Annotated in this window: 23 protein-coding genes and 2 pseudogenes; 11 read left to right on the top strand and 14 right to left on the bottom strand. The window is 71.3% G+C overall.

What is annotated here, in order from left to right:
- Positions 1 to 27: 27 nt before the first annotated feature.
- Complete coding sequence (locus P2424_RS17385) at positions 28 to 474, bottom strand: MarR family transcriptional regulator (protein ID WP_276476657.1); 447 nt, start codon at positions 472 to 474, stop codon at positions 28 to 30.
- A gap of 145 nt (positions 475 to 619) precedes the next feature.
- Between P2424_RS17385 and P2424_RS17380 the strand changes: the two genes are divergently transcribed.
- A complete protein-coding gene (locus P2424_RS17380) occupies positions 620 to 2,464 on the top strand; it encodes an ABC transporter ATP-binding protein (RefSeq protein WP_276476656.1) in 1,845 nt (614 codons plus the stop codon).
- Positions 2,465 to 2,566: 102 nt separating this feature from the next.
- Here P2424_RS17380 and P2424_RS17375 read toward each other — a convergent pair whose 3' ends face one another.
- Positions 2,567 to 3,868: a DUF1343 domain-containing protein gene (locus P2424_RS17375; protein WP_276476655.1), complete on the bottom strand. Its 1,302-nt coding sequence runs from the start codon at positions 3,866 to 3,868 to the stop codon at positions 2,567 to 2,569.
- A gap of 171 nt (positions 3,869 to 4,039) precedes the next feature.
- On the opposite strand from P2424_RS17375, the gene P2424_RS17370 reads away from it, so the two are divergent.
- Positions 4,040 to 4,549, top strand: a complete 510-nt coding sequence (locus P2424_RS17370; protein ID WP_276476654.1) for an O-acetyl-ADP-ribose deacetylase — start codon at positions 4,040 to 4,042, stop codon at positions 4,547 to 4,549.
- 7 nt (positions 4,550 to 4,556) lie between these two features.
- Here the strand turns inward: P2424_RS17370 and P2424_RS17365 are convergent, their stop codons facing one another.
- From P2424_RS17365 to P2424_RS17335, 7 genes are all read right to left on the bottom strand, one after another.
- Complete coding sequence (locus tag P2424_RS17365) at positions 4,557 to 5,654, bottom strand: questin oxidase family protein (protein ID WP_276476653.1); 1,098 nt, start codon at positions 5,652 to 5,654, stop codon at positions 4,557 to 4,559.
- A 205-nt stretch (positions 5,655 to 5,859) separates the two neighbouring features.
- Positions 5,860 to 6,666 (bottom strand): ATP-binding cassette domain-containing protein, encoded by an 807-nt coding sequence (locus P2424_RS17360; RefSeq protein WP_276476652.1) that lies wholly within the window; start codon positions 6,664 to 6,666, stop codon positions 5,860 to 5,862.
- A 73-nt stretch (positions 6,667 to 6,739) separates the two neighbouring features.
- Positions 6,740 to 7,483, bottom strand: coding sequence for an MBL fold metallo-hydrolase (locus tag P2424_RS17355; protein WP_276476651.1), 744 nt, complete (start codon positions 7,481 to 7,483; stop codon positions 6,740 to 6,742).
- Positions 7,484 to 7,630: 147 nt separating this feature from the next.
- Entirely contained in the window at positions 7,631 to 8,224 is a 594-nt protein-coding gene (locus tag P2424_RS17350; protein WP_276476650.1) for a hypothetical protein, read from the bottom strand.
- A 177-nt stretch (positions 8,225 to 8,401) separates the two neighbouring features.
- Complete coding sequence (locus tag P2424_RS17345) at positions 8,402 to 9,082, bottom strand: LUD domain-containing protein (protein ID WP_276476649.1); 681 nt, start codon at positions 9,080 to 9,082, stop codon at positions 8,402 to 8,404.
- Positions 9,079 to 10,641 carry a lactate utilization protein B gene (locus P2424_RS17340; protein ID WP_276476648.1) on the bottom strand — a complete coding sequence of 521 codons (1,563 nt, stop codon included), beginning with the start codon at positions 10,639 to 10,641 and terminating at the stop codon, positions 9,079 to 9,081. The genes P2424_RS17345 and P2424_RS17340 overlap by 4 nt, the downstream gene beginning before the upstream one ends.
- Positions 10,642 to 10,711: 70 nt before the next feature.
- Positions 10,712 to 11,464, bottom strand: a complete 753-nt coding sequence (locus tag P2424_RS17335; protein ID WP_276476647.1) for a (Fe-S)-binding protein — start codon at positions 11,462 to 11,464, stop codon at positions 10,712 to 10,714.
- A 207-nt stretch (positions 11,465 to 11,671) separates the two neighbouring features.
- On the opposite strand from P2424_RS17335, the pseudogene P2424_RS17330 reads away from it, so the two are divergent.
- From P2424_RS17330 to P2424_RS17320, 3 genes and pseudogenes are all read left to right on the top strand, one after another.
- Positions 11,672 to 11,836 (top strand): annotated as a pseudogene (locus tag P2424_RS17330) (ABC transporter permease); the annotation flags it as partial.
- 115 nt (positions 11,837 to 11,951) lie between these two features.
- On the top strand, positions 11,952 to 13,022 hold the full coding sequence (gene rhaS, locus P2424_RS17325) for a rhamnose ABC transporter substrate-binding protein (protein WP_276476646.1): 1,071 nt from the start codon (positions 11,952 to 11,954) through the stop codon (positions 13,020 to 13,022).
- A 129-nt stretch (positions 13,023 to 13,151) separates the two neighbouring features.
- Positions 13,152 to 13,500, top strand: a pseudogene (locus P2424_RS17320) (LacI family DNA-binding transcriptional regulator); the annotation flags it as partial.
- 23 nt (positions 13,501 to 13,523) lie between these two features.
- On the opposite strand, the gene P2424_RS17315 reads toward P2424_RS17320, so the two are convergent.
- Complete coding sequence (locus P2424_RS17315; protein WP_276476645.1) at positions 13,524 to 14,624, bottom strand: NAD(P)-binding domain-containing protein; 1,101 nt, start codon at positions 14,622 to 14,624, stop codon at positions 13,524 to 13,526.
- Positions 14,625 to 14,742: 118 nt separating this feature from the next.
- On the opposite strand from P2424_RS17315, the gene P2424_RS17310 reads away from it, so the two are divergent.
- Positions 14,743 to 15,165 carry a YjbQ family protein gene (locus P2424_RS17310; RefSeq protein WP_276476644.1) on the top strand — a complete coding sequence of 141 codons (423 nt, stop codon included), beginning with the start codon at positions 14,743 to 14,745 and terminating at the stop codon, positions 15,163 to 15,165.
- 291 nt (positions 15,166 to 15,456) lie between these two features.
- Here the strand turns inward: P2424_RS17310 and P2424_RS17305 are convergent, their stop codons facing one another.
- Positions 15,457 to 16,047: a hypothetical protein gene (locus tag P2424_RS17305; RefSeq protein ID WP_276476643.1), complete on the bottom strand. Its 591-nt coding sequence runs from the start codon at positions 16,045 to 16,047 to the stop codon at positions 15,457 to 15,459.
- Between the two features lie 266 nt (positions 16,048 to 16,313).
- Between P2424_RS17305 and P2424_RS17300 the strand changes: the two genes are divergently transcribed.
- The 5 genes from P2424_RS17300 to P2424_RS17280 all read left to right on the top strand — a co-directional run bounded on the left by P2424_RS17300 (position 16,314) and on the right by P2424_RS17280 (position 21,422).
- On the top strand, positions 16,314 to 16,856 hold the full coding sequence (locus tag P2424_RS17300) for a class I SAM-dependent methyltransferase (RefSeq protein ID WP_276476642.1): 543 nt from the start codon (positions 16,314 to 16,316) through the stop codon (positions 16,854 to 16,856).
- A gap of 319 nt (positions 16,857 to 17,175) precedes the next feature.
- Positions 17,176 to 17,583, top strand: a complete 408-nt coding sequence (locus tag P2424_RS17295) for a PGPGW domain-containing protein (protein WP_276476641.1) — start codon at positions 17,176 to 17,178, stop codon at positions 17,581 to 17,583.
- A gap of 338 nt (positions 17,584 to 17,921) precedes the next feature.
- On the top strand, positions 17,922 to 19,583 hold the full coding sequence (locus P2424_RS17290; RefSeq protein WP_276476640.1) for a tetratricopeptide repeat protein: 1,662 nt from the start codon (positions 17,922 to 17,924) through the stop codon (positions 19,581 to 19,583).
- Positions 19,584 to 19,779: 196 nt separating this feature from the next.
- Positions 19,780 to 20,409 carry a hypothetical protein gene (locus P2424_RS17285; RefSeq protein WP_276476639.1) on the top strand — a complete coding sequence of 210 codons (630 nt, stop codon included), beginning with the start codon at positions 19,780 to 19,782 and terminating at the stop codon, positions 20,407 to 20,409.
- An 83-nt stretch (positions 20,410 to 20,492) separates the two neighbouring features.
- Positions 20,493 to 21,422, top strand: a complete 930-nt coding sequence (locus tag P2424_RS17280; RefSeq protein ID WP_276476638.1) for a hypothetical protein — start codon at positions 20,493 to 20,495, stop codon at positions 21,420 to 21,422.
- A 58-nt stretch (positions 21,423 to 21,480) separates the two neighbouring features.
- Here P2424_RS17280 and P2424_RS17275 read toward each other — a convergent pair whose 3' ends face one another.
- From P2424_RS17275 to P2424_RS17265, 3 genes are read right to left on the bottom strand one after another with little or no spacing between them, the layout of a single operon-like run.
- Complete coding sequence (locus P2424_RS17275; RefSeq protein ID WP_276476637.1) at positions 21,481 to 22,470, bottom strand: ArsA family ATPase; 990 nt, start codon at positions 22,468 to 22,470, stop codon at positions 21,481 to 21,483.
- Positions 22,461 to 22,718 carry a cory-CC-star protein gene (locus tag P2424_RS17270; protein WP_276476636.1) on the bottom strand — a complete coding sequence of 86 codons (258 nt, stop codon included), beginning with the start codon at positions 22,716 to 22,718 and terminating at the stop codon, positions 22,461 to 22,463. The genes P2424_RS17275 and P2424_RS17270 overlap by 10 nt, the downstream gene beginning before the upstream one ends.
- Positions 22,715 to 24,415 carry a carbon starvation protein A gene (locus tag P2424_RS17265; RefSeq protein ID WP_276476635.1) on the bottom strand — a complete coding sequence of 567 codons (1,701 nt, stop codon included), beginning with the start codon at positions 24,413 to 24,415 and terminating at the stop codon, positions 22,715 to 22,717. Before P2424_RS17265 ends, P2424_RS17270 begins: the two co-directional genes overlap by 4 nt.
- Positions 24,416 to 24,677 lie beyond the last annotated feature (262 nt).

Raw genomic sequence — 24,677 nt, 5'->3', positions numbered from 1 at the left:
GGGCGGGCCGGGCTCCCGCGGTCGGGGTCAGTGGCGGCTCTGGTCCGCGTCGAGCAGAGTCAGCAGCCGGCTGAGTTCCTCCCGCTGTGCGGCGGTCAGCGGTGCGAGCAGCTCTTCCGCGGCGCTCCTGCGCGCCTGCCGCAGTGCGGTGAGGGCCGTCGAGCCGCCGTCGGTCAGTTCGATGCGGATCACCCGGCGATTGGTGGTGTCGGGGGAGCGGCGCACCAGGCCGCGTTCCTCCAGCGCGTCGACCAGGCTGGTGACCTGTCGGGGCACCACTCCCAGCCGGGCGGCGAGGTCCGCCATCCGAGGCGGCTGCGGACAGTGCGCGACCGTGCGCAGCATGCGGCCCTGCGCGGGGGTGACCCCCAGTGGCGCGAAGTTCTCCCGGTGTGCGTGGTTGATCCGCTTCGTCAGGTGCAGGAGCTGGTCAGCCAGGTCGGAGGCGCGTTCGCCGGAGGGGTGGTGGGCCATGCCGGCAGGTTATCAGGATATAAGTCATTGTGAACATAGGTAACGATGAACTATGCTCCATGAGTCTCGGCGCAGTCCGTCGAGCGCGCCCGAGCCGGCGGACCGGCTTCGCCCCGGGCGACACCCCCGAGTACCGAGGAGCCCCTTGCACCGTGAAGCATCCGGCTGGACGCCGTCACCGCAGGAAACCCCGACGCCGCGGGAGCAGCCCGCCCAGGTGCGCCGCATCCTGCGGCTCTTCCGTCCCTACCGTGCCCGTCTGACTCTGGTCGGCCTCCTGGTGGCCGCCTCCTCCCTGGTCTCCGTCGCCTCACCGTTCCTGCTGCGCGAGATCCTGGACGTCGCCATCCCCCGGCAGCGCACCGGACTGCTCTCACTGCTCGCCCTCGGCCTGATCGTCACGGCGGTCGTCACCAGTGTCTTCGGCGTGCTCCAGACGCTCATCAGCACCACGGTCGGCCAGCGCGTCATGCACGACCTGCGCACCGGGGTGTACGCCAAGCTCCAGCGGATGCCGCTCGCCTTCTTCACCCGGACCCGGACGGGCGAGGTCCAGTCCCGCATCGCCAACGACATCGGCGGGATGCAGGCGACGGTCACCTCGACGGCGACCTCGCTGGTCTCCAATCTCACCAGCGTGGTGGCCACCATCGTCGCCATGCTCGCGCTGGACTGGCGGCTGACGCTCGCCTCCCTGGTACTGCTGCCCTTCTTCGTCTGGGTGAGCCGCCGGGTGGGCCGGGAGCGCAAGCGCATCACCACCCAGCGGCAGAAGCAGATGGCCGCCATGTCCGCCCTCGTCACCGAGTCCCTGTCGGTCAGCGGCATCCTGCTCGGCCGCACCATGGGCCGGGCCGACTCGCTCACCAGGAACTTCGCCGATGAATCCGAGACCCTGGCCGACCTGGAGATCCGTTCCCACATGGCCGGGCGCTGGCGGATGTCCACCATCGGGATCGTCATGTCCGCGATCCCCGCTCTGCTCTACTGGACGGCGGGCATGCTCACCCACTTCGGGGGGCCCGCCTTCTCCATCGGCACCCTCGTCGCCTTCGTCACCCTCCAGCAGGGGCTGTTGCGCCCCACCGTCTCGCTGCTCACCACGGGTGTGGAGATGCAGACGTCGCTCGCCCTCTTCCAGCGCATCTTCGAATACCTCGACCTGCCCGTCTCCATCACCGAACCGCGCCGCCCCGTCCCGCTTCCGCAGGTGCGCGGCGAAATCCGGTTCGAGAACGTGGACTTCACCTACGACACCCGTCCGCCGGGCAGCCCCGCACGCGACAGCGGCCACACGCTGCGCGGTATCGACCTGACCGTCCCCGCCGGCAGCAGCCTCGCGGTCGTGGGGGCCACCGGTTCGGGCAAGTCCACCCTCAGCTACCTGGTGCCCCGGCTCTACGACGTGACCGCAGGCCGGGTGACCCTCGACGGTGTCGATGTACGGGACCTCGACTTCGCGACCCTCTCCGGAGCCGTCGGCGTGGTCTCCCAGGAGACCTACCTCTTCCACGCGACGGTCGCCGACAACCTCCGCTTCGCCCGGCCGGACGCCACCGACGAGGAACTGCGCGAGGCGGCGACCGCCGCGCAGATCCACGAGCAGATCGCCGCGCTTCCCGACGGCTACGACACCCTCGTCGGCGAGCGCGGCTACCGCTTCTCCGGCGGCGAGAAGCAGCGGCTCGCCCTCGCGCGCACCATCCTGCGCGACCCGCCGGTACTCATCCTGGACGAGGCCACCAGCGCACTCGACACCCGCACCGAGCGCGCGGTCCAGGAAGCCGTCGACGCACTCTCGGAAGGGCGCACCACGCTCACCATCGCGCACCGGCTCTCCACCGTCCGCGACGCCGACCAGATCGTCGTCCTGGACGGCGGGCGGATCGCCGAGCGCGGCACCCATACCGAACTCATCGCGGCGGAGGGGCGGTACGCCGCGCTGGTCCGGCGCGACAGCCGGACCGCGGACGCGGCAGTGAGCGGTTGACCCGCGGCCGGAAGCGGGCGGCCGGCCCGGGGACGGCGGGGGACGAGCGCCGCCGGAACACCGGCGGACCGGGGCCCGGCGGGGGCGCCCGCCGCGGTCCCCTCACCGGTAGAGCAGGTAGGGGTGCCTGGCCCGCTCGAAGTCGCGCACCTCTGCCCGCCAGGCCCCGGTGATCTTCTCCAGGCTGTTGCCCGCGTCCAGCATCTCCCGCAGCCGGGAGGAGCCCGACAGCTTGTCGATCCAGAAGGGCCGCTTCGGGTCGGCGTCCTCGCGCCAGGCGAATCCGTCGTAGCGCATCGCCTCCCGCAGCATGGCCACCGCCGTCGGTACGGCCCGGTAGCGGGCGGGGTCGGTCACCAGGAGCTGCACTCCCGCGCAGGTCCTGCCCTGGTACTTGCTGAACGTGGGAACGAAATAGCCCTCCCGGAAGCGCACCCCAGGCAGCCCGAGCGCGTTGAGCCGGTCGCTGTAGTGATGGTCCAGGAACGGAGCGCCGATGAACTGGAAGGGCAGCGTGGTCCCGCGTCCCTCCGACAGGTTGGTGCCCTCGAAGTACCCGGTTCCCGCGTAGGCGGTCGCCGTGTCGGGGGTCGGGACGTTGGGGGAGGGCGGCACCCAGGCCAGTCCCGTCTCCTGCGCCGGGGTGCGCGGCGACCAGCCCCGGACCCGGACGACCTCCAGCTCCACCCGGCCCCCGCCGCCCTCTCCCGGCAGCAGTTCGCCGTTGAAGTAGCGGGCCAGCTCGCCGACCGTCATACCGTGCTGCTGGATGATCGGCTTGAGTCCGACGCCGGAGGCGAACGCGGGCGTCAGCAGCGGGCCGTCCGCCCTGCGGCCGATCGGGTTGGGCCGGTCCAGGACCACGAACGACGCCCCGATCTCCCGCGCCGCGACCATCGCGTGGTACATCGTCCAGATGTAGGTGTAGAAGCGCACACCGACGTCCTGGATGTCGAAGACGACCGTGTCCACGTCAGCCTTGCGGAACAGGGCGGCCAGTTTCGCCCCGTCGGCGCCGTAGGCGTCGTAGACCGTCAGTCCCGTGCGCGGGTCCTCGAACTCGGGCTCCGACTCGCCCGCCTGCGCGCTGCCGCGGAAGCCGTGTTCCGGGCCGAAGACGCCCGCGATCCGCAGCTCCCTGTGGGCCGCCATCGAGTCGACCACGTGCCGGGCGTCCCGCAGCACCCCGGTCGGATTGCTGAGGACGCCGAGTTTCCGCCCCCGCAGCGTGCGCCAGCCCTCGGCGGCCGCCGCGTCGGCGCCGGGGACCACACGCGGCTTGCGGTGGCCGCCGCCGGGACGGGAGGGTTCCGTGGCGGAGGCGGACGGGGCGAGCAGCGGCGTGCCGAGGGTGGCGGCGGTGCCACCGGCCAGCAGCGAACGGCGCGAGGGTGCAGCGGTCATCGGGGACCGTCCTTCCGGCGTCCTGGGGGCAGCGGGCGGTGGGGCAAGCTAATACGAACGCGGGAGCGCCGACCAGAGGGCGCGCAGCAGACAGCCGTGCCGCGGCGCCGTTCGGGGGCGCGCACCGGTAACCGGCGTGCGCCACGCCGGGCGCCGCGCCAGGATGGGGCCATGCCCACTCACCTCACCCTCGTGCAGGGGGACATCACCGAGCAGGATGTCGACGCCGTGGTCAACGCGGCCAAATCCTCGCTGATGGGCGGTGGAGGCGTGGACGGGGCCATCCACCGCAAGGGCGGCCCGGAGATCATCGCCGAGTGCCGCAGACTGCGCGCCGAGCGGTACGCCGACGGCCTCCCCACCGGCGCTGCGGTCGCCACCACGGCCGGACGGCTGACGGCCCGCTGGGTCATCCATACGGTGGGCCCGGTCTGGAGCGGGCAGGAGGACCGCTCGGAGCTGCTGGCCTCCTGCCACCGCGAATCGCTGCGCGCCGCCCGTGAACTCGGTGCCCGGACGGTCGCGTTCCCCGCCATCTCCACGGGTGTCTACCGCTGGCCGCTGGACGACGCGGCGCGCATCGCGCTGCGCACCCTGCGGGCCGAGGGCCAGGGCTTCGCCGAGGTGCGCCTCGTGCTGTTCGGCCGGAGTTCCTATGACACCTTCCGCGCGGCCCTCTGAGGCCCGGTCAGTTTCCCCGCGGGATCAGCTCGGTCGCGCGCAGCGCCGCTGCCATGGACTGCGGATCGCCGCCTTCCGGGGCGGCCGCCACCTCCAGCGCGGTGTCCGCCAATTTGATCGCGTGTTCGTCGCCGTGGGCAGCCGCGCGGGCGAAGACCTCCTCCGGCGCCGGCGGGGTGCTGTCCGGGACCGGCGCCGCCTGCGCGGGTGCGTACACGGCTGTGACGGCCGCGCTCGCGGCCCAGGCGGCGTCGGCGCTGAGCTCCCACAGGCGGGGCGGGAGCGCGGGCAGCACGCGCAGCACCGCGTTGGGTGCGGTGGCCGCGTGCACCAGCATGACCGGCGAGCCGTGCGCGTGGGTGGCGTACCGGTGGGTGGCGGCGCGGACGATCTCCCGCAGTTCCGCGCGGGCGCTGTCGGGGCCGGTGGCGCGGTCCGCGGCGACCGCGTCCGATCCCGGGCGTCCTGCCTGTGGCCGACGGGGCAGCGCGGTGATGCGCGCCAGCCGTTCGCGGATACCGCCGCTCTGGTCGGCGATCAGCGGGACGGCGCCGAGGCCCGCCGCCGCGGTGGATTCCCGCGGCAGCAGGCCGATCTCCGGCAGAGTGCTGTGCCGGGCCGCCCAGTACCCGAGCGCGTGCGCCAGCTCCGCCAGGCGCGGTGCACTCGGGGGGACGTCCGCGAGCAGCACCCGTACGGCGTGTCCGGTACGGATCACCGGATGGGTGGCGCCCGCGGAGATGCCCGGCAGCAGCCGCGGCCACCACAGGGCGAGTACGTCGCGCCAGGGGTGTTCCTCGACCTGGCGGGCGAAATAGCCGATCCAGTCCCCGAGCCGTCGCGGGTCCCCCAGCGCCTCGGCCCAGTTGTCGGCGGTGACCCGGCTGCTCCGTCCGGGCAGGTCCTCCAGCTTGTTCCGGTAGGCGTCGATCCACTTGTGCACCGCCGGGGCCTGTCCGTGCCGCACCAGCGCTTCCACCGCCATGGGGGCGTGGTTGCTCAGCCAGCCCTCCCGCTCGGGCCCACTGGTGTGCAGGCGCTCGAAGGCCTCGTCCAGGGTGCCGGTCGGGTCGCCGCGGCTCGTGTTCTCTCTCGTGGAGTCCATGACCAGGACGGTACGAGCGGGCCCGGCGACAGGTATCGGACGCGGGGCGGAGCCGGGCCGCGGCGAAGGACCTAGGCTCCCCGTCCCGGGACGGCCCGGATCGGTGCCGCAGGGGCCCTGGAATTCGTCTCGGCCATGGGGGCCGGACACCTGGCATCCCGGAGACGGCGGGCTCGGCGGTGGACGGGGGGCCTGCCGAGGGGCCTCAGGACCGACGGCCCGAGCGGGCCAGCCACCGGCCGTCCTTGCGGGAGACCTCGACGGGGCGGCCGAAGCACTGCGTCAGCACCTCCCCGGTCAGTACCTCGGGCGCGGGGCCGCAAGCGGCGGTTCTGCCCTCCCGGAGCAGCAGTGCGTGGCTGGTGGTCGGGGGAAGCTCTTCCAGATGGTGGGTGACCGTCACGGTCGCCAGGAACGGGCGGTCGGCGGCCAGTCGGCGCAGCGCGTCGATCAGGTCCTCGCGCGAGGGCAGGTCGAGCGCGTTGAAGGGCTCGTCCAGCAGCAGCAGCGACGGTGCGGGCATCAGGGCGCGGGCGATGAGCACTCGGGCGCGCTGGCCCCCGGAGCACACCCCGAAGGGCCGGTCGACCAGTTCCTTGCACTCCAGCTCGGAGAGCAGGTCGCTCGCCAGTTGCCGGGTCGCGTCGTCGTACTTGCGCCACAGCGGCTGCACCGTGCCCGTCGCCCCCGTCAGCACGACCGTGTGCGCCGTGGCGTCCTGCGGCACGCGCTGTGCGGTGGACACATGGCCGATGTGTGCGCGCAGCTCCCGGACGTCCACGCTGCCCAGCCTGCTGCCCAGCACTTCCACGCTGCCGGTGGTGGGGTGCAGCACGGCGCCGAGGAGCTTCAGCAAGGTGGTCTTCCCGGCGCCGTTGGCTCCCAGCAGCGCCCAGTGCTCCCCGGCCCGCACCGACCAGTCGATGCCGTCGAGGATGAGCTGGTCCGAGGCCGAGCGGCGGACACCGACTCCCTCGAGCGAGGCGACCTGGCGGGGTGCGGGCTGGTTCACGGGGCCTCCCGGTCCTGCTGAGGGGTGGGTGCGCAGGGCGCGGCACGCTCCGCGCGTCGTGCGGTCGACCAGGCTAGCTGTAACGTGCAGCGGCCTGCGCGAGTGTCTCACCGCCACCGGTGGCCAGCGGTTCACCGTGCCCGAAGCAGACGGTCTCGACACCCTCCTCCGCCGCCCGCGCGCACAGCCGCCGGAACGCCGCCACTGTGCGTGCCCGGTCCAGGTTGAACACGCCCGGTGCGGGTCCCTGTCCGAGCCGGGCCACCGTGTCGCCGGTGAACAGGGTGCGGTGCTCGGGCAGCAGTACCGCGATGCTGCCCTCGGTGTGTCCGGGCACGGACAGCACGGTGGCTCCGCCGCCGAAGTCCAGCAGGTCCCCCTCCGCAACCTCCCGGTCGACCCGGCAGGGTGGCGCGGGCGGTATCGCGGGTGCGTCGGAGGTGCTGCCGAAGGGAGCGTGCACCTGATCGAAGAGGGCACGCTCCCACTCCGGCGCCCCCGCCATGTCCGGTGGCGGAGCGGGCGCCCGGCCGCGGATCACGGGAGCGTCCGCGCGGTGCGCCACCACCTCGGCTCCGTACCGCCTGGCCAGCTCGGCGGCCGAACCGGCGTGGTCGGGGTGGAAGTGGGTGAGGACGATCCGGCGCAGTCGCCCGCGGCCGGCCCCGCAGCCGCGTATGGCGTCCGCGAGCGCGTCGGCGCTGCCGGGCGGACCGGTGTCGATGAGCGTGACCTCGGCACCGTCCTGCCACAGCCAGGCCCGGCCGACGGGGAACGGGACAACGTGCAGTGAGGGGCGCACTGTTCGGGATTCCACGCTGGCACCGTAGGCGGCCCCGGGCGCCGACTGCGCGGCGTTACGCCCGGGGCTGAGAGGTTGCGCGTCCGGTGAAACCCCGCGCGGCGCACCCGGGCCGGTGAACCCCGTCGGCAACGTTGTCGGACGGGATCGCTGCCGGTGCGGTCAGCGGCCGCGGACCGCCTCTCGGTAGCGCCCCACCGGCGGCAGCCAGCACAGTACCGCTGCGAGCAGCGCCCCCGCGGCGGCGATGAGGCTGGTGGTGTACGGCCCGGCAGGGGCGGCGTCCCGCAGGATCAGCAGGTGCGGGAAGACAGCTCCGCCCACCGCCGACACGGTGAGCAGGGCCCGGGCCCACAGGGTGCATCTGCTGCCGACGAACATCCCGGCCAGCAGCAGGGCGAGGGCCAGGGCCAGGGCGATGGCGGCCCGCGCTGACATGGTGCTCTGCCACTCGGTGACGACGTCGTCCCATGCGGTGCGGGTCATCTCCGCGACGTCGGCCGCGTCCGTGCCCGCCGGCAGACCGACCGCCGTCGGGTCGCTGTCCACGGCGTTGCGGACGTTCCGGTCCGCGAGGTCCTTGCCGCCGACGTAGACCAGCAGTGCACCGACTGCGCCGGAGAAGGCGGACAGTGCGGTCGCGGCCAGCAGGGCGATCATGAGCCCCGGCTTCCGCACCGGTTGCCCGGCCGGGTGCTCGGAGTCCGGGAAGCTGGACGGCGTACCGGTGCGGGGGGCGGTCTGGGGGTGGCTCACGTGCGCGAACTCCTTGCGGCATTACGAGATATGGAACGAACGGTTCGACCCTTGCACGGGAACGCATGCGCGAACCAGCGGTTCCGGTAGGGAAATCGGATAACAGTGCGGCTGAACTCGCCGGTAATACAAGGGAGTTACGTTCAGGAGAACAACGGGCGACCGGTGCGCGGCCGGTCAGCTCCGCGCGGCTTCGCCGTCCGCCGTCTGCCGCCCGTCCGCGGACACCAGCACCACGTCCAGCGTGCGCGGGCCGTGCACGCCCTCCACCCGGTCGAGTTCGATGTCGCTGGTGGCGGACGGGCCGGAGATCCACGTCTGCGGCCGTGCCGGATCCAGCCGCTCCAGAGCCTGCGGTACGGAGTCCACGACCTGCTCCGGCACCCGCACCACACAGACGTGGTGATCGGGGACCAGCGTGATGCGCCGCCGCCCCTGATCCCGGGAGCCGTCCAGCACCAGGGTGCCGGTCTCGGCCACCGCGACCGCGCACCCGGTCACCACGCTGTCCACCGAGTCCAGCACGAGCGGGGTGAGCGCCGGCCCGTCCCGCAGCTGCTCGATCCGGTCCGGCAGCCACTCCTCCGGGACTCCCGGAGGAGTCACCACACGGCGCGATCCTCGGCGCACCAGGAGGCCCGCGACGGTCTCCGGCAGCCCGCCGGGAGTGCTGTGGTGCATCTGCGCCCGGTAGTCCGCCAGATGGGCGGCGAGCAGCCTCGCGGCCTCAGCCGGGGAACGCCGGCCGTGGACGCGCAGATAGTCGCGGGCGACCGGCGCCTGCTGCGGCAACTCTCCGCGCGGTACGTCGGCCAGCGCCCGGCGTACCCGTCCGAGTACCGTCTCCCGGCTGCTCACCCCGGGTCCTCCCGGGGTCCGGCGCGGCCCGCCGAGCCGGCTGCTCCACTACCCCTCTCCGCGGTGTGCGCGGCGGCGCTCCCGAGCGCGCCGCCCGCGGTACCGCGGGTGCGCCGCCACCAGTCGCGGAACGACTCCGCGGGCACCGCCGGCACCTCCCGGGTATCGCTCCACGCGCGGCCGGGTCCCGGCAGCCTGCGCGGCACCAGGCGCCGCGCCCGTGCGGCCATCCGCTCACCGGCACGCAGCGCACGCGGATGGTCGAACGTCCAGGAGGCCGCCCGCATGGCGGCACGCTCCGCCGCGTGCCCCCTGGCCGGCCGAACCGTCGTGCGCTGCCCTCGCACGGTGGCCGTACCGCCCTGCACGACGCGCTCCCGCAGATGCACCAGCACCTCGGGGATGTCGATGGCCACCGGGCACACCTCGTAGCACGCGCCGCACAGCGACGACGCGTACGGCAAGGAGGCGTCCAGCCCGGTCTCCAGGCTGTCGAGCTGCGGCGTCAGGATCGCGCCGATGGGCCCCGGGTAGGGGGAGCCGTAGGCGTGTCCGCCCGCGCGCTCGTAGACCGGGCACACGTTGAGGCAGGCCGAGCACCGGATGCAGCGCAGCGCCTGCCGGCCCACCTGGTCGGCCAGCGTGTCGGTACGCCCGTTGTCCAGCAGCACCAGATGGCAGGCGGAGGGCCCGTCGCCGGGCGTGATGCCCGTCCAGGTGGAGGTGTAGGGGTTCATCCGCTCCGCCGTGCTGGAGCGCGGCAGAAGTTGCAGGTAGACCTCCAGGTCCCGCCAGGTGGGGACGACCTTCTCGATGCCGGCCACCGAGATCAGCGTCTCGGGCAGTGTCAGGCACATCCGGCCGTTGCCCTCGGACTCGACGACGACCAGGGTGCCGGTCTCGGCGACCAGGAAATTCGCCCCGGAGACGCCCACCTTGGCTCTCAGGAACTTCTCCCGCAGGTGCAGCCGGGCGGCCTCCGCCAGGTCGCCGGGACGGTCGCTCAGCCCGTCCGGCGCGGGCCGGCCCCAACGCCCCATCCGCTCCTGGAAGATCTCGCGGATCTCGGAGCGGTTCCGGTGAATGGCGGGCACGAGGAGGTGCGAGGGGCGGTCGTCGCCCAACTGGACGATCAGCTCCGCCAGATCCGTCTCGTAGGCCGAGATGCCCGCCTGCTCCAGTGCCTCGTTGAGGCCGATCTCCTGCGTGGCCATGGACTTGACCTTGACGACCTCGCGCTCTCCGGTCTCCCGCACGAGACGCGTGACGATCTCGTTGGCCTCCTGTGCGTCGGTGGCCCAGTGCACCGTGCCGCCCGCGGCGGTGACCGCGGCCTCCAACTGTTCCAGATAGTGGCCCAGGTGACGGAGCGTGCGGTCCTTGATCTGCGCCCCGGCCGTCCGCAGTGCGGACCAGTCGGCCAGTTCCGCCACGGCGCCGGCGCGCTTGCCGCGGATCGTGCGAGTGGCGTGCCGGAGGTTGCCGCGCAGCCGTTCGTCCCCGGTGGCCGCTGCGGCAGCCTCCGGGAACGGCGGCATGCCCAGGTAGGTGACGCTCACCGGCCCCCTCCGCCCTTCGCCCCACCGGCGACGGCGGCGGGCCCGGGCCGAGCGGCCGCGCGTGCGCCGCTCACCACGGGGACTCCGCGGTGCTCGCCAGGATCTCCGCGAGGTGGACGGGACGCACCCGCGAGCGTGCCCGGGAGAGCAGGCCGCCGATGTGCATCAGACAGGAGTTGTCCACCGTGCACACCGACGCCGCACCGCTCTCCCGGATGTGGTGCGCCTTGTCCGCTCCCATGGCGGAGGAGACCGCCGGGTTCTTGACCGCGAACGTACCGCCGAAGCCGCAGCACTCCTCGGCACTCGCCAGCTCGCGCAGCTCCAGCCCCCTGACCTGCTCCAGCAGGGCGCGCGGCCGCCCGCCCAGGCCGAGCACCCGCAACCCGTGGCAGGTCGGATGGTAGGTGACGGTGTGGGGGTAGTACGCACCGACATCGGTGACCCCCAGGACGTCCACGAGGAACTCCGTCAGCTCGTAGGTGCGCGGCACGACCTGCTGGGCCGCCGCGGCCAGTCTGCCGCCCCGCCCCTCCGCCGCCGCTCTGGCACCGATGCGCGGGTGGTTCTCCCGCACCATGGCCGCGCAGGACCCCGAGGGGACCACGATGTGGTCGTAGTCCGCGAAGACGGAGGCGTACCGGTGCACCAAGGGCTCGGTCGCGTGCCGGTAGCCGGTGTTGAACTGGGGCTGGCCGCAGCACGACTGCGCCTCGGGGAAGTCCACCCGGACGCCGAGCCGCTCCAGCAGCGTCACCACAGCCCGCCCCGTACGCGGGTAGAGCGCGTCGTTGACGCAGGTGACGAAGAGCGCTACGCGCACGGCGACTCCCTTCCGTCCTGGCTCTGCCGGCCGGTGGGATGCGTGCCCGCGGCACGACGCGCGGCAGCCGCTCCCACGCCGGGCGATCACCTCCGGGGTCATACTGTCGCAGCCGCACGCTGTCGCGCACCAGGGCGCGCAGCGCGGGCAGCGCACCCGTCACCGCTCCGGCCGCCCGGGCCCGGACCAGCAGGTTCCCGTACGCCGGTGGCGGGCGTGCTGCTCATCGTCCTGCGCAACCTGCTGACCCTGAACGACGTCTCGCACGAGATCCGAGTTATCGTCACTGGCGCACTGTTGATCATCTCTGTGCTCACCCCGCGCGCGGTCTCGGTGCTCACCGCCCCCAGACAACGCCGTACGGCCGCCGCCGGACCTCCCGCTGCGGCGGCCGACGCAGCGCCGGACACCGCAGCGGCACCACCCCCGCCCCGCCGGCCTCCGCAGCCGTACCGCAGGTCCCGCAGTCTCCCGAAAGGCCACGCCCATGCGCTCGCACCCCCGCTCCCGCGCCCTCACCGCGGCGGCCTGCGCCCTGACCGTCACGGTCGCGGGCTGCTCCGGTACGGCCAAGAGCGACGCGGAGGACGACGTGAAGGACACGGCGCGGAACGCCGAGGCGGTTCCGGACGCGCCGCTGAAGAAGGGGCTCAAGCTCGCCTTCCTGCCCAAGCAGATCAACAACCCCTACATGACGGTGGTCGACAAGGGCGGCATCGAGGCGGCCGAGGAGTTCGGCGGCGAGGGCAAGGAGGTGGGCCCCTCCGACGCGAAGGCGTCCTCGCAGGTGAGCTACATCAATACGCTCACCAGGCAGCGCCAGGACGCCATCCTTCTCGCTGCCAACGACCCCGACGCGGTGTGCGGGCCGCTGAAGGCCGCCATGAAGCAGGACGTCAAGATCGTCACGTACGACTCGGACGCGGGTGAGGACTGCCGCCACCTGTTCATCAACCAGGCCGGCTCCGAGGACATCGGCCGGGGCCTGATCAAGGACATGGCCGAACAGCTCAACTACAGGGGCGACATCGCGATCCTCTCGGCGACCCGGAACGCCACCAACCAGAACACCTGGATCAAGATCATGAAGGACGAGCTGAGCAAGCCCGAGTACCAGGACATGAGGCTCGTCAAGACCGCCTACGGCGACGACGTCGACCAGAAGTCCTTCCAGGAGACCCAGGGCCTCCTGACGGCCTACCCGGACCTGAAGGGCATCATCTCCCCCACCACGGTCGGCCTGGCGGCCGCGGCCCGCTACGTCAGCGGATCCGAGTACAAGGGCAAGGTCACCCTCGGAGGCCTGGGCACGCCCAACCAGATGCGCGAGTACATCAAGAACGGCACCCTCGAGCAGTTCTCCCTGTGGGACGCCTCCAAGCTCGGCTACCTGGGTGCCTACGCCGCCGCCCTCTCCTCCGGACAGATCACCGGGAAAGAGGGCGAGAAGTTCACCGCGGGGAAGTTGGGTGAGTACACCATCGGCAAGGACGGCGAGGTGGTCCTCGGGCCCCCGACCGTCTTCGACAGCGGAAACATCGACGACTTCGACTTCTGAGAAGATCGGGCCGAGGGGACGCCGGACAGCGGAGCGTCCGACCCGCGAGCAGCCGGCCGGACCGGCGGGGAGAGCTGAGGCCGGTGCGGCAAAAGCAGGGCGCGCGGCCGGGGGCACCGGAGTGCCCGAGTGAGCCGGACGGTCGGGATCTAGGAGGTCGCCCGCGCGGCCGGGGTCTCCGTCGGCACGGTCTCCCACGTCATCAACCGGCCCGCGATGGTGGCCGAGGAGACCCGCCCGCCCAGAGCCCCGCGGAGGAGGCCGAGTACCCGGCCCTCTTCGCCGAGCAGCGGGTGCGCGGTGTCCTGGTCACCCCCACCGGGACGACGGGAGAGAACCTGACCGCCTTCCAGCGGCACGGCATCCGTACGTCTCCGTCGTCCGTGTGACGCCCAGCGCCGAGGGCTGCTCGGTCTCGGTCGACGACGTCCGGGGCGCCGGACTGGCCGTACGCCATCTGCTGGAGAGCGGATCACGGCGGCGACGGCTCCGCAGAAGGTCTCACCCGGCGACGGGGCTGACAGCCGGAGCCTCCCGAGCCGCCTCCGCCAACAGGGCCCGGACGTCCCGCACGGCCGCCCGGCCGGCCCGGTTGGCGCCGATCGTACTGGCGGAGGGACCGTAGCCGACCAGGTGGACCCGCCGATCCCGGGAGACTCGCGTCCCCTCCAGCCGGATGCCGCCACCGGGCTCGCGCAGCCGCAGCGGAGCGAGATGATCGATGACCGGACGGAATCCGGTGGCCCACAGGACCGTGTCCGCGGGCGCCCGGCTGCCGTCCGCCCAGGCGACTCCGTCCTCGGTCAGCCGGGCGAACATCGGGTGCCGCTCCAGCACGCCGCTCTCCCGCGCACGGCGCACCTGCTCGGTCATCGGCAGCCCCGTCACCGACACCACGCTGCGCGGCGGCAGGCCCTCCCGTACCCGCTCCTCGACCAGCGCCACGGTGGCCCGGCCCGCCTCCTCACCGAAGGAGCCGGAGCGGAAGCGGGGCGGCCGCCGGGTCACCCACAGCGTCTCCCGCGCGACCTCGGCGATCTCCAGCAGATGCTGCACCGCGGAGGTCCCGCCGCCGACGACGACCACCCGGCGGTCCGCGAAGGCGTCCGACCCCGGGCCCGGGTACTGCGCGGTGTGCAACTGGCGGCCCCGGAACAGCTCCTGCCCCGGCACCCGGGGCCAGAAGGGGCGGTCCCAGGTGCCGGTGGCGTTGATGACAGCCCGTGCCGTCCAGTCACCTTGTGAGGTCCGGACCAGCAGCCGTCCGCCCCACCCCGCGTCCCGCACCTCGCGGACATCCACCGGGCGCCGCACCCGGAGCCCGAAGGTCCGCTCGTAGGCGGCGAAGTACTCCCCGATCACCTCCGAGGACGGACGCCCCGGGTCGGCGCCGGTCAGCTCCCGGCCGGGCAGCGCGTGCAAGCCGTGGACCCGGCCGTACGTCAGCGTCGGCCACCGGAACTGCCACGCCCCGCCCGGCGCGGGCGAGTGATCCAGCACGACGAAGTCCGCACCGGGCTCGAACCCGGCCCGCCGCAGGTGGTAGGCGCTGGAGAGCCCCGCCTGCCCGGCCCCGACGACCACGACCGCCACGTCATTCATGCCTCTGCGAACCATCCGGCACCCCGAAACCTTCCCGCACGCGCGTGCGGGCCCGACCCGCCTGCCCGGGAAGCGCGCCGACGGCTACGAGGGCGATCCGCTTTGAGAGGATCGACTCATGGCTGAGCGCTTCACGACACGCGAGATCGCTGTCCGGACCGGCTCGCAGGAAGTGGTCCAGGACCTGACGCAGCAGTGCGGCTCCTTCCTGCGGGACGTCACCGAGGGCCGCGACGGGCTGCTGAACGTCTTCACACCCCACGCCACCGCGGGTGTGGCACTGCTGGAGACCGGAGCCGGCAGCGACGACGACCTGCTGGCAGCCCTCCGCGACCTCCTCCCCGCCGACGACCGCTGGAGCCACCGCCACGGCACCCCCGGCCACGGCCGCGACCACGTGCTCCCCGCCCTCGTCCCCCCGCACGCCACCCTGCCCGTCGTCGCCGGCCGGCTGGCCCTGGGCACCTGGCAGTCCGTGTGCCTCGTGGACACGAATGTGGATAATCCGGAGCGGAAGGTGCGACTGAGTTTCCTGGGGTGAGCCTGGGCTGACCGGGAGCCGTCCGGCCTTCTTCGCGAACAGGACCAGTGCGTTCGCAGCACCCCGACCGTCCCGCCGCCGTTCACTGTTCCGCCACAGGAGCGGAGCCACGAGGGGGCAAGCACAGGCTGAGCCAGAATCCGGGAACCGGTTCCGGCTCGCTTGCGTGACGGCGGCAGGACGGGTGACAGCTGATGCCCGGGCCGACTGGATTCGCCTGAGAACGGTTCGCGTGAGTCCCCGCGCGTATGGGGGTGGCCCAGGGACCGGCGATGTGGTGGCGCCGGGTGCTCAGGAGACGAAGTCGTGGAGGGCGGGCAGAGCCGCCGTCGGCTCGACAGCTGCGATGTGGACCACGGCCTCCTCGAACTGGAAGTAGGAGAGCCCTTCGTGGCGTGGGCCGATGACGAGCAGAGTGCTTCCGCGGCGCCAGGCGGCGTGCCGCCAGTCGCCGGCCCCCATGGCCAGGGTGCCTCCTTCGGTTCTGAGGTCGCGCTCCGGGGGGCCGAGGCATGCGGTGAATGTGGCGATGGCGGCGTCGATCTGCGCATCGAACACCTCCCGGTCGGCGTTCGCCTGGCTGGACCAGCCGGGCAACGTGCCCCAGAAGTCCTCTCTCCACTCCTCGCCGCCGACCCAGTAGAAATTGGCGAACGACAGCGACAAGTGATCCCCGAGACAGGCGAGATGCCCATCGGCGGTGACGAGAGTGTCCTCCAGGGGCAACTCCTCGTTCTCCTGCCAGCCCAGATGCCGCACTGCCGCCTCGGTGGCCGCTCGGTCGTCCCACGGCAGTTCCGTCAGGCCGACGATCTGCTGCACCAGGAGGGGCGTGACGGGGCAGACGGCGACGTGTTCGGCGATCGGGTCCTCATCTGTCATGGCGGAACGGTATCCAGCCCGTATCGCCACATCGACGCTGCCCCTCATGCGCCCTGCGGCCGGTCGGTCCCGAGCATCGTCCCGGCGATGCCCCGGTGTGCGGAGTCACAGTGAGCCGCAGTCCGCGCCGCGCCTGACGATGACCGGCCTGATCGCCCCGTCCGACATCCGGGTGGCTGATCCACGCCGGCGTCGACTTGAGGACCTCGAACGCGCGGGCCGGGGGAGAGTGCCATGGGGGAGACCTGATGTGCCAAAGTGCCGGTATGGCGTGGAATGGTGAGGAGTACCAGGCCCGGTTCGACCGGATCGCAGCCGAGGGCGGGGATGTGCACGGCGAAGCCGTGTTGGTGCGTGCTCTGAAGCCGTCCAGTGTCCTCGACGCGGGATGCGGCACGGGCAGGGTGGCGATCGAACTGGCGCGGCACGGGATCGACGTGGTGGGAGCGGACCTCGATCCCTCGATGCTGGCCACGGCCCGGCAGCTCGCCCCCGAGATCACCTGGCACCTGGGCGACCTGGCCTATCTGGACCTCGGGAGGTCCTTCGACGTGGTGGTGATGGCGGGCAACGTCCCCCTGTTCACGCCGCCCGGAACGGAACCGGCCCTGGTCGCCGGAGTGGCTGCACACGTCCGCCCGGGAGGCCGTCTGGTGGCAGGGTTCTCCCTGGACCGTGGGTACACGCTGGACGCTTACGACGCACACTGTGCCGCGGCGGGCCTCACTCTCGAGAGGCGCTGTGCGACATGGTCCCGCGAGCCCTACGACGGTGGGGCGTACGCGGTCTCGGTCCACCGCAGGCCCTGACGGCCGGTCGCGCTCCCGAGCCCGCCGCCTCGTAGGGAGCCGGCTCGTGGAGCCCGGGATGTGGACCGGGCCTGTCAGCACTGCGATGGTTCACCTGCCGCCATGCGGGTGACCCGTTGGCGTGGTACCGGTACTCGGCCCGTGCAGCGGCCAACCCTGGTCCGGCGAGCACTCGGCTGCGCCGCGGTGCGAGGCCGACCGCAGCGGGACGAGAGAGCGGCCCTGCATCTGGAGGCTCCACCGGGACCATGAGCCTGCCGCGCGCCGAGACGCGGACCAGGGCCGAAGAGGCCGCACGGCGACAGAAGCGGGAGACGACGTGGCGGACAACAATTTGCATCCTGTGCTGCGGGCCGTATCCGCCATCGCCGGCGGTGTGCTGGTCGCCGTGGGTCTCGTCCTGCTCGTCCTTCCCGGTCCCGGACTGCTGCTGGTGTTCGCCGGCATGGTGCTGCTCGCCCGCGCCGTCCCCGCCCTGCACCGCCACTTGGAACCGGTGCGGGTCCGCGCCATGCGGGCCGCCGAGGAGAGTGTGTCGTCCGGCTGGCGGATCGCCGGCTCGACGCTGGCCGGCCTCGGGCTGATCGGTGCGGGCGTCGCCTGGGGGCTGGTGCCGCAACTGCCGTTCGGTGGCTGGAGCACCGGAGGAAGCCTGATCGTTTCCGGCGTCGTGCTCTTCGTGCTCCTCGTCTGGAGCTACCGTCGGCTGCGGCGTCCGGTCGTGTGAGCGCCACGCTGCCCCCGAGAGCGGGTGGCCGTAGGTGCGGCCCGGACGCGTGTGGTGCGTGCATGCACCCGGGTGGCTGCACGGCCGTTCGCCGTCCCCCGGCGTGTGTACGGCATCGAGGATCACGTCATCCTGCGAAGATGACGGGCGTGGGCAAGGAGCAGATCGCCGAGCGACGCTCCTGGCCGCAGCCTGTGCACCGGCGGTCGGGTGCACACCGGGCGCTGCACTCAAGCTCCTCGACGCGGGGGCGGGGTGCCCGTGCAGACAGCGCCCGAGGTCGTCAATGATGCCCGACGTCACGCGACGCCGGACGATGTTCCCAGGAGAGACTCCCGATGACGGACTACTACGATCTCGGCCGCTACACCCGGCCGGTCTCGACCGGGACGAGAGAGGCGCAGACCTGGTTCGACCGCGGCCTGTTGTGGAGCTATGCCTTCAACCACGAGGAAGCGATCGACTGCTTCGAGCGGGCCCGCGAGCTCGACCCGGAGTGCGCCATGGCTTCCTGGGGCATCGCCTACGCCGTGGGGCCCAACTACAACAAGCCCTGGGAACGTTTCGACCCGGCCGATCTCGAGGCGAGCGTTTCCCGGGCGTTCGAGGCGACTGCCGAGGCGGAACGTCTCGTGGGCGGGTCCACGCCTGTCGAGCGGGCGCTCATCGGCGCGCTCCGGCATCGCTGTCCTCAGCCGGAACCGGCGTCGGACCTCTCGGTATGGAGTCACCGTTACGCCGAGGCGATGCGGACGGTGTACGCGGAACATTCCGAGGACCTCGACGTGAGCACGCTGTTCGCCGACGCGCTGATGAACCTCACGCCGTGGCAGATGTGGGACCAGCGCACCGGTCAGCCGGCCCCGGGGTCATTCGCCGTGGAGGCGCGTTCCGTGCTCGAGCAGGCGCTGGAACTGCCGGGCGGGCGGGATCACCCGGGCGTGCTGCACATGTTCATCCACCTGATGGAGATGTCGTCCGCGCCGGAGCAGGCCCTGACAGTGGCCGATCGACTGCGCGATCTCGTCCCCGATGCCGGTCATCTGCAGCACATGCCCACGCACCTGGACGTCCTTTGCGGTGACTACTCGCGCGTGGTCTCCTCCAACACACGTGCTGTCGAGGCGGACGAGAAGTTCGTGAGGCGGTCCGGCCCGATCAACTTCTACACGCTCTACCGCTGCCACAACTATCACTTCAAGATCTACGGCTCGATGTTCCTCGGGCAACGGGCCGTCGCGTTGCAGACGTGCAGTGAACTGGAGGCGGCGGTTCCTGAGGAACTCCTCCGCGTCGAGACGCCCCCGATGGCGGACTGGCTCGAGGGCCTCCTTCCCCTGCGCATGCACGTGCTGATCCGCTTCGGCATGTGGCAGGAAATCATCGACGCAGAACTGCCGAGGGACTCCGAGCTCTACTGCGTGACCACGGCGATGATGCTCTATGCGAAGGCAATCGCCCACGCCGCCGCCGGCCAGGTGGGGGTGGCCGAGACGCAGCGGGTGCTCTTCAGGGAGGCGGTGGAGCGTGTTCCGGAGTCGCGCATGCTCTTCAACAACACCTGTCGGGACATCCTCGCAGTGGCGGCCGCGATGCTGGAGGGCGAGGTGGAGTACCGCAAGGGGAACACCGAAGAGGCCTTCGCCGCGCTGCGGCGGTCGATCGAACTCGATGACAGCCTTCCCTACGACGAACCCTGGGGGTGGATGCAGCCGACTCGGCACGCCTACGGGGCGCTGCTGCTGGAGCAGGGTCACGTCGAGGAAGCCGAGGCGGTGTATCGGGCCGACTTGGGCCTGGACGGCACCATCCCACGGTCCCAACAGCACCCGGGAAACGTCTGGAGCCTGCGTGGCTACCACGAGTGTCTGGCTCGGCAGGAGCGCACGGGAGAGGCCGCCATCATCGAACAGCAGTTGCGCCTCGCCCAAGCCAGGGCCGACATCCCGGTCGACGCCTCGTGCTTCTGCCGACTGTCGGCTGTCAGCGAATCCCTGTGACGATGGGTACAGAACGAGGACCCCAGAACATGACCAGCGTTCGATAGACATGAAACAGCCCGTCACCGTGAGCAGCCGGATGTCATGTTCACGTGACTAACACTGTTACGATCGAGGGTTGTACCTGTCGCCAGACCTTCCCAGGGAGCGCATCGTGCATCGTCGTCGCCATCTTCCGCGCCGAGCCACGAGATCGATGGCCGCTCTGGGGTTCGCGTGTGCGCTCTTCGTGACCGGTTGCGGCGGCGACGGAGGACACAAGGGCGAGGATGAGAAGATCGCGGGCGCGGACGGGGGAGAGAAAGGGGTGGAGTCTTCCCCTGCTGAGGATTCGCCGGGCGCTCAGGCGCCGAAGTTCGACTTTCCCGACGATCTCAAGCTGGACTTCGAGGACGTGCGGTCGGAGGACCCCGGCAAAGACGAGGTCCTGCAAGCCACGGAGTATGCCGCGAAGGCACGTGTCGAGGCGTACACCAAGGCGGATCCGGCGACGAAGAACATGGTCAGGTACTGGAAGCATCCCGCGCTTCAGTACTGGGGCAAGGACATCACGAGGTTCGCGGAGGACAACAGGACCTTCACCGGCTCCCTCCGCTACTACGACTTCGAGGTCACCGACCTGACGAAGAAGGGCGCATGGGTGCGGTACTGCGAGTCGCAGCGCAACGCCTTCGCCAAGGACAAGAAGTCGGGGAAGACACTCAAGACGGAGCCCAGCAAGGACGACTTCGTCGCCTGGAAGGCCGGGCTGGTCAAGAGTGACGGCGAGCGATGGCTGGTATCGCAGACGCAAGCGACCAAGGGGGCCGCGGAATGCCAACCGTGAGCAGACGTACAGGACGCACGTGCATAGCGACCGCGGGAACCACAGTCCTTCTGCTGGCCGTGGCGTCCCCGGCACATGCGGGCGTGGGAGACGGGCAGGGCGGCACGGTGGTGGAGGAGAGGCCCACCCCGGAGAGCGACGGCAGTGACACCGTGGGCATGCACATCGCCGTGCACGGCAACGCTCCCGCCTCCGGCACGCCGATGGCGCCCGCCCCCGCAGCGAACTGGAAGCCTCCGGCGTGCTGGTACGAACCGATGTGGAAGCCGAAGGCGTACAAAGAGGCACTGCGGACGGAGAGCCCCACCCCGCAGGTGCTGGGCGACTACGCGGAGGAATACCAGGCGTACCAGAAGAAGCGGGAGAAGCAGAACTACAACATCGGCAAGAAGGGCCTGTGGTGGTCCTTGCACTATGAGACAGGCAAGGACGACGCAGAATGCTTGGCCAAGGAACGCGAAATCTGGGTACCCAAGGGTAACCCCCCGGAAGACCCGGCAGCCATCGATCCGCAGATGCTCGCCGGAATCGCGTACGACAACACCAAGCTCCCCACGCCCCCGGTGAAGCTGAGCCCCGGCCCGGGCCGCCAGGTGGTGAATCTGGAGACCCGGATTGTCTTCAAGAAGCCGCTGAACCGGGTGTGGGTGACCGCCGGCATCGATCACCTCGGTGTCAATATTGCGGCGACCACGGTGGCCACTCCCAAGGCACTCACCGTGAAAGCGGGTACGGACCACGCCGAACCGAAGTCGTGCACATACAACCTGTCCAAAGCCCATGGGGGCTACCAGGTCGACTCCACGGACGCGGACTGCAACATCACGTACAAGCGCTCCTCCGGCAAGGGCGGCACCTACACCTTCTCCGCCTCTGTCGTGTGGGAGGTCACCTGGACCGACTCCGCCGACCCGGACGGTCAGCCGGTAGCTGAGCCCGCCCTGCCCGACGGCAACTCCGTCTACGAACAAGCCGTCACTGTCAAGGAAATACAGTCCATCGTCCGGGACTGAGAGAAACCTGTCGCATGCGAAGGTCCGCGCGCTCGTCGAGCCGGAATCATCCGGAACCTCAGGAAGAGGAGGGTCCGAGCAGGTCGGCCAGCGCGGCAAGCGCCTGAGTGCCCACCAGATCCCCCGGCAGCAGCGGTACGTCGAGCAGCGGTACGTCAACCTGCTGCCGCAGTCGGACGAGGTGCTGGTCCTCCTGTCTCCGGCGCCGGGCGAGCATCTCACCGGCGTCCGCGGGGGAACGGCGGTTGGCGACGAGTGCTGCCACCTCGACGCCGAGGCCGGTGAGCTTCTCATACACCTCCGTGGTCTCGGCAATCGGGAGCAGCTCGGCGGTCAGCACGATCACGAACCCCGACTGCGCCGGGTCCGTCACCACCTCGCGCAGCCGGGAGAACCGGTTGCGTCGGCGCAGCAGGATCCGGCGCAGGTCGGCGTCGCGGTCCGACTGCTCGCCGCCGCCGAGGCCGCGCACCGCGGCGCCGAACCGCTCGGACCGGTCACGGTTGGCGAGCAGGGACTCGGTCCAGGAGGTGAGCTGTTCGGGCAGCGCGAGCAGCCGCAGCGTGTGGCCGGACGGGGCGGTGTCGAAGACGACCAGGTCGTACGCCTCCTCCCCGAGCTCCACCGCCTCGGCGATCCGCTCCAGCACCGCCGACTCGTGGGTGCCGGGTGCCAGCCGGGCCAGCTCAAGGTGCCGGGCGGCCGGTGCGTGCATCCGCTCGGGCAGCAGCCGCCGCATCGTCCCGGCGACTGCGGACAGGTGCTGCTCGACCGTGCGCTCGGGGTCGATCTCCAGCCCGTCGACGTAACCCGCCGTTCCGGCCCCGGGGGCGAGGTCCCCGGGGCCGGCGAGGCGCGTGGGCTCGTCGCCCACGGGGCGGTCCCAGAGGTGGCCGAGGTTGTGGGCGGGATCGGTGGATGCCAGCAGCACGCGGGCGCCCGCCCTGGCACGGCCGAGGGCGAGCGCCGCGGCGATGGACGTCTTGCCCACGCCGCCCTTGCCGCCGGCGAAGACGACCCTGCGTGAGGCGACGAGATCTAGCAGCACGCGACATGCTCCAGTGGCGAGCGGTCCATGCCCATCCGGCGGTGCCAGGCGTGGAAGTCCTCATAGAGGGCGGGCATCAGCTCGACGGTGTAGTACGCCGCCGGGTCAGGCACGCCCAGTGCCTCCGCGAGGACGACCATCCGGAAGAGGTCGTCCTCCTCGCGCCGGGCGCGGGCGAAGGTACGCCGGTAGGGGCCGGCGTAGAACTCCTCCAGCCCGGCCCGGAAGGAGGCCCAGCGGGACGTCACCCCGTCACCTCGGATTTCTCCGCCATATCGGCGTCAGGGGCCTCCGGCGGTTCCTGGGACGCCCGCCGCATCGCGACGATCGCCTCGAAGGCGACCCACACGGCGGCGACGATGATGACGACGTCGATGGTCAGCAGCAGCCAGTCCCGGGCGTCGTAGAGGTCGCCGAGCTGGGCGAGCGCGGCCCAGAACGCCATCACGAACACGACTGCGAGCGGCACCAGGGCAGGAGCCGGGTTGCGGCGCTTGCGGATCAGCATGACCGCGACGATGGACAGGGTCAGGGAGGCCAGCAACTGGTTGCTGGTGCCGAACAGCGGCCAGATCCGGAGGCCGCCGGCGCCATCGGCGCCCTGGCTGAAGGTGAGTCCCATACCGGCGGCGAGCGCGATGAGGGTGCCGACGCCATTGCTGATCTTCAACTTTGCGACCTCGCCGGCCTCCTGGACGACGAAGCGCAGCAGGCGCATTCCGGTGTCCATGGTGGTAGCGGCGAACAGGATCGCCATGGTGGCCAGGACCGTCGAGCTCAGCGAAGCCGACAGGCCCAGGCCGCTGTTGACGATCTCGCCGCCGCCCTCGACGAACGCCCCGACGCCGCCCTCGCCGAAGGCGGTGTAGACGGCCTTCCAGTCGGCCATGGTGCGGTAGCCCGCGATGGCGGCGATGATCGCGCCGAGTGCGAGCATGCCCTCGCCGACCGCGCCGAAGTAGCCGACGAAGCGGGCGTCGGTCTCCTTGTCCAACTGCTTCGAGGTGGTGCCCGAGGAGACCATGCCGTGGAAGCCGGAGATCGCGCCGCACGCGATGGTCACGAAGAGCAGCGGCAGAAGGTCCGGGGTGCCCGCGGGCACGGCGTCGTTGAAGGCCGGTGCGACGACCGTCGGGGCGCTCAGCAGCACTGCGACGAACAGGATGCCGAGCCCGACGAAGAGCTGGACGCCGTTGATGTAGTCACGCGGCTGGAGCAGCACCCACACGGGCAACAGGGAGGCTATGCCGGCGTAGACGAAGAGGGCGACGATCCAGAAGGTCGCCGGGGACATGCCCAGGATCGGGTCGGGCAGTTCCACGGGGACGGCGTCACCGAGGAGGATCAGGCCGTAGAGCGCCGCGACCCCCACCACGGTGACCAGGCCGAGGCTCATCCTGTAGCGGTAGACCGCCTGGCCGACCAGCAGTGCCACCGCGACCGCGCCCCAGGCGGGGATCACCGCCGAGGGAGTGGAGATCAGCAGGTCCTTGATGACCACCGCGAAGGCCGCGATCACCATCAGGAGCAGCAGGAAGATCACGACGAGGAAGAGGTTCGCGCCCCGGGCGCCGATGTAGCGGCCGGAGAGCGTGCCCATCGAGCGGCCCTTGTTGCGCGCCGAGGCCCACAGAGCACCCAGGTCGTGCATGCCCGCGAAGAAGACCGTGCCGAGGGTGACCCACAGGAAGGCGGGCACCCAGCCCCAGATCACGGCGACTGCGGGGCCGACGATCGGCGCTGCCCCCGCGACCGAGGTGAAGTGGTGACCCCACAGCACGAACTTGTTGGTCGGGACGTAGTCCACGCCGTCCTGCAGTTCGTGCGCTGGCGTCTTGAAGGACGCGTCAAGTTTGTAGACCCGGGTGCCCAGGAATTTCGAGTAGAAGACGTATCCGCCCGCGAATATCGCAAGGCCGATCAACAGCAGCGGAAGTGCGTTCATGCGAGACGCTCTCTGGGTTCTGGGAAATTGAGCCGTTGCCCTGCACGGCATGTGCACCTGGCAGGCAGACAGCGTGGACGGTGGAGCGTGGTCCTCCTCGACCGAGGGAGGCCGGCGACCGGAGGGGGGAATCGGGCACCTGCGCCCGCTCTGCCTGGCTCGGCGGTGTACCGGCCACGGGGTGCTGCGCCTGGGCGGCGACTGTGCCGCGGCGGTGGCGGAGCTCTCCCGTCACGGCCACACACGCCTGTTCGAAGCCGTC

This window comes from Streptomyces sp. WMMB303 (assembly GCF_029351045.1).
Lineage (GTDB): Bacteria > Actinomycetota > Actinomycetes > Streptomycetales > Streptomycetaceae > Streptomyces.
This window is presented reverse-complemented; position numbering and strand designations above follow the sequence as displayed.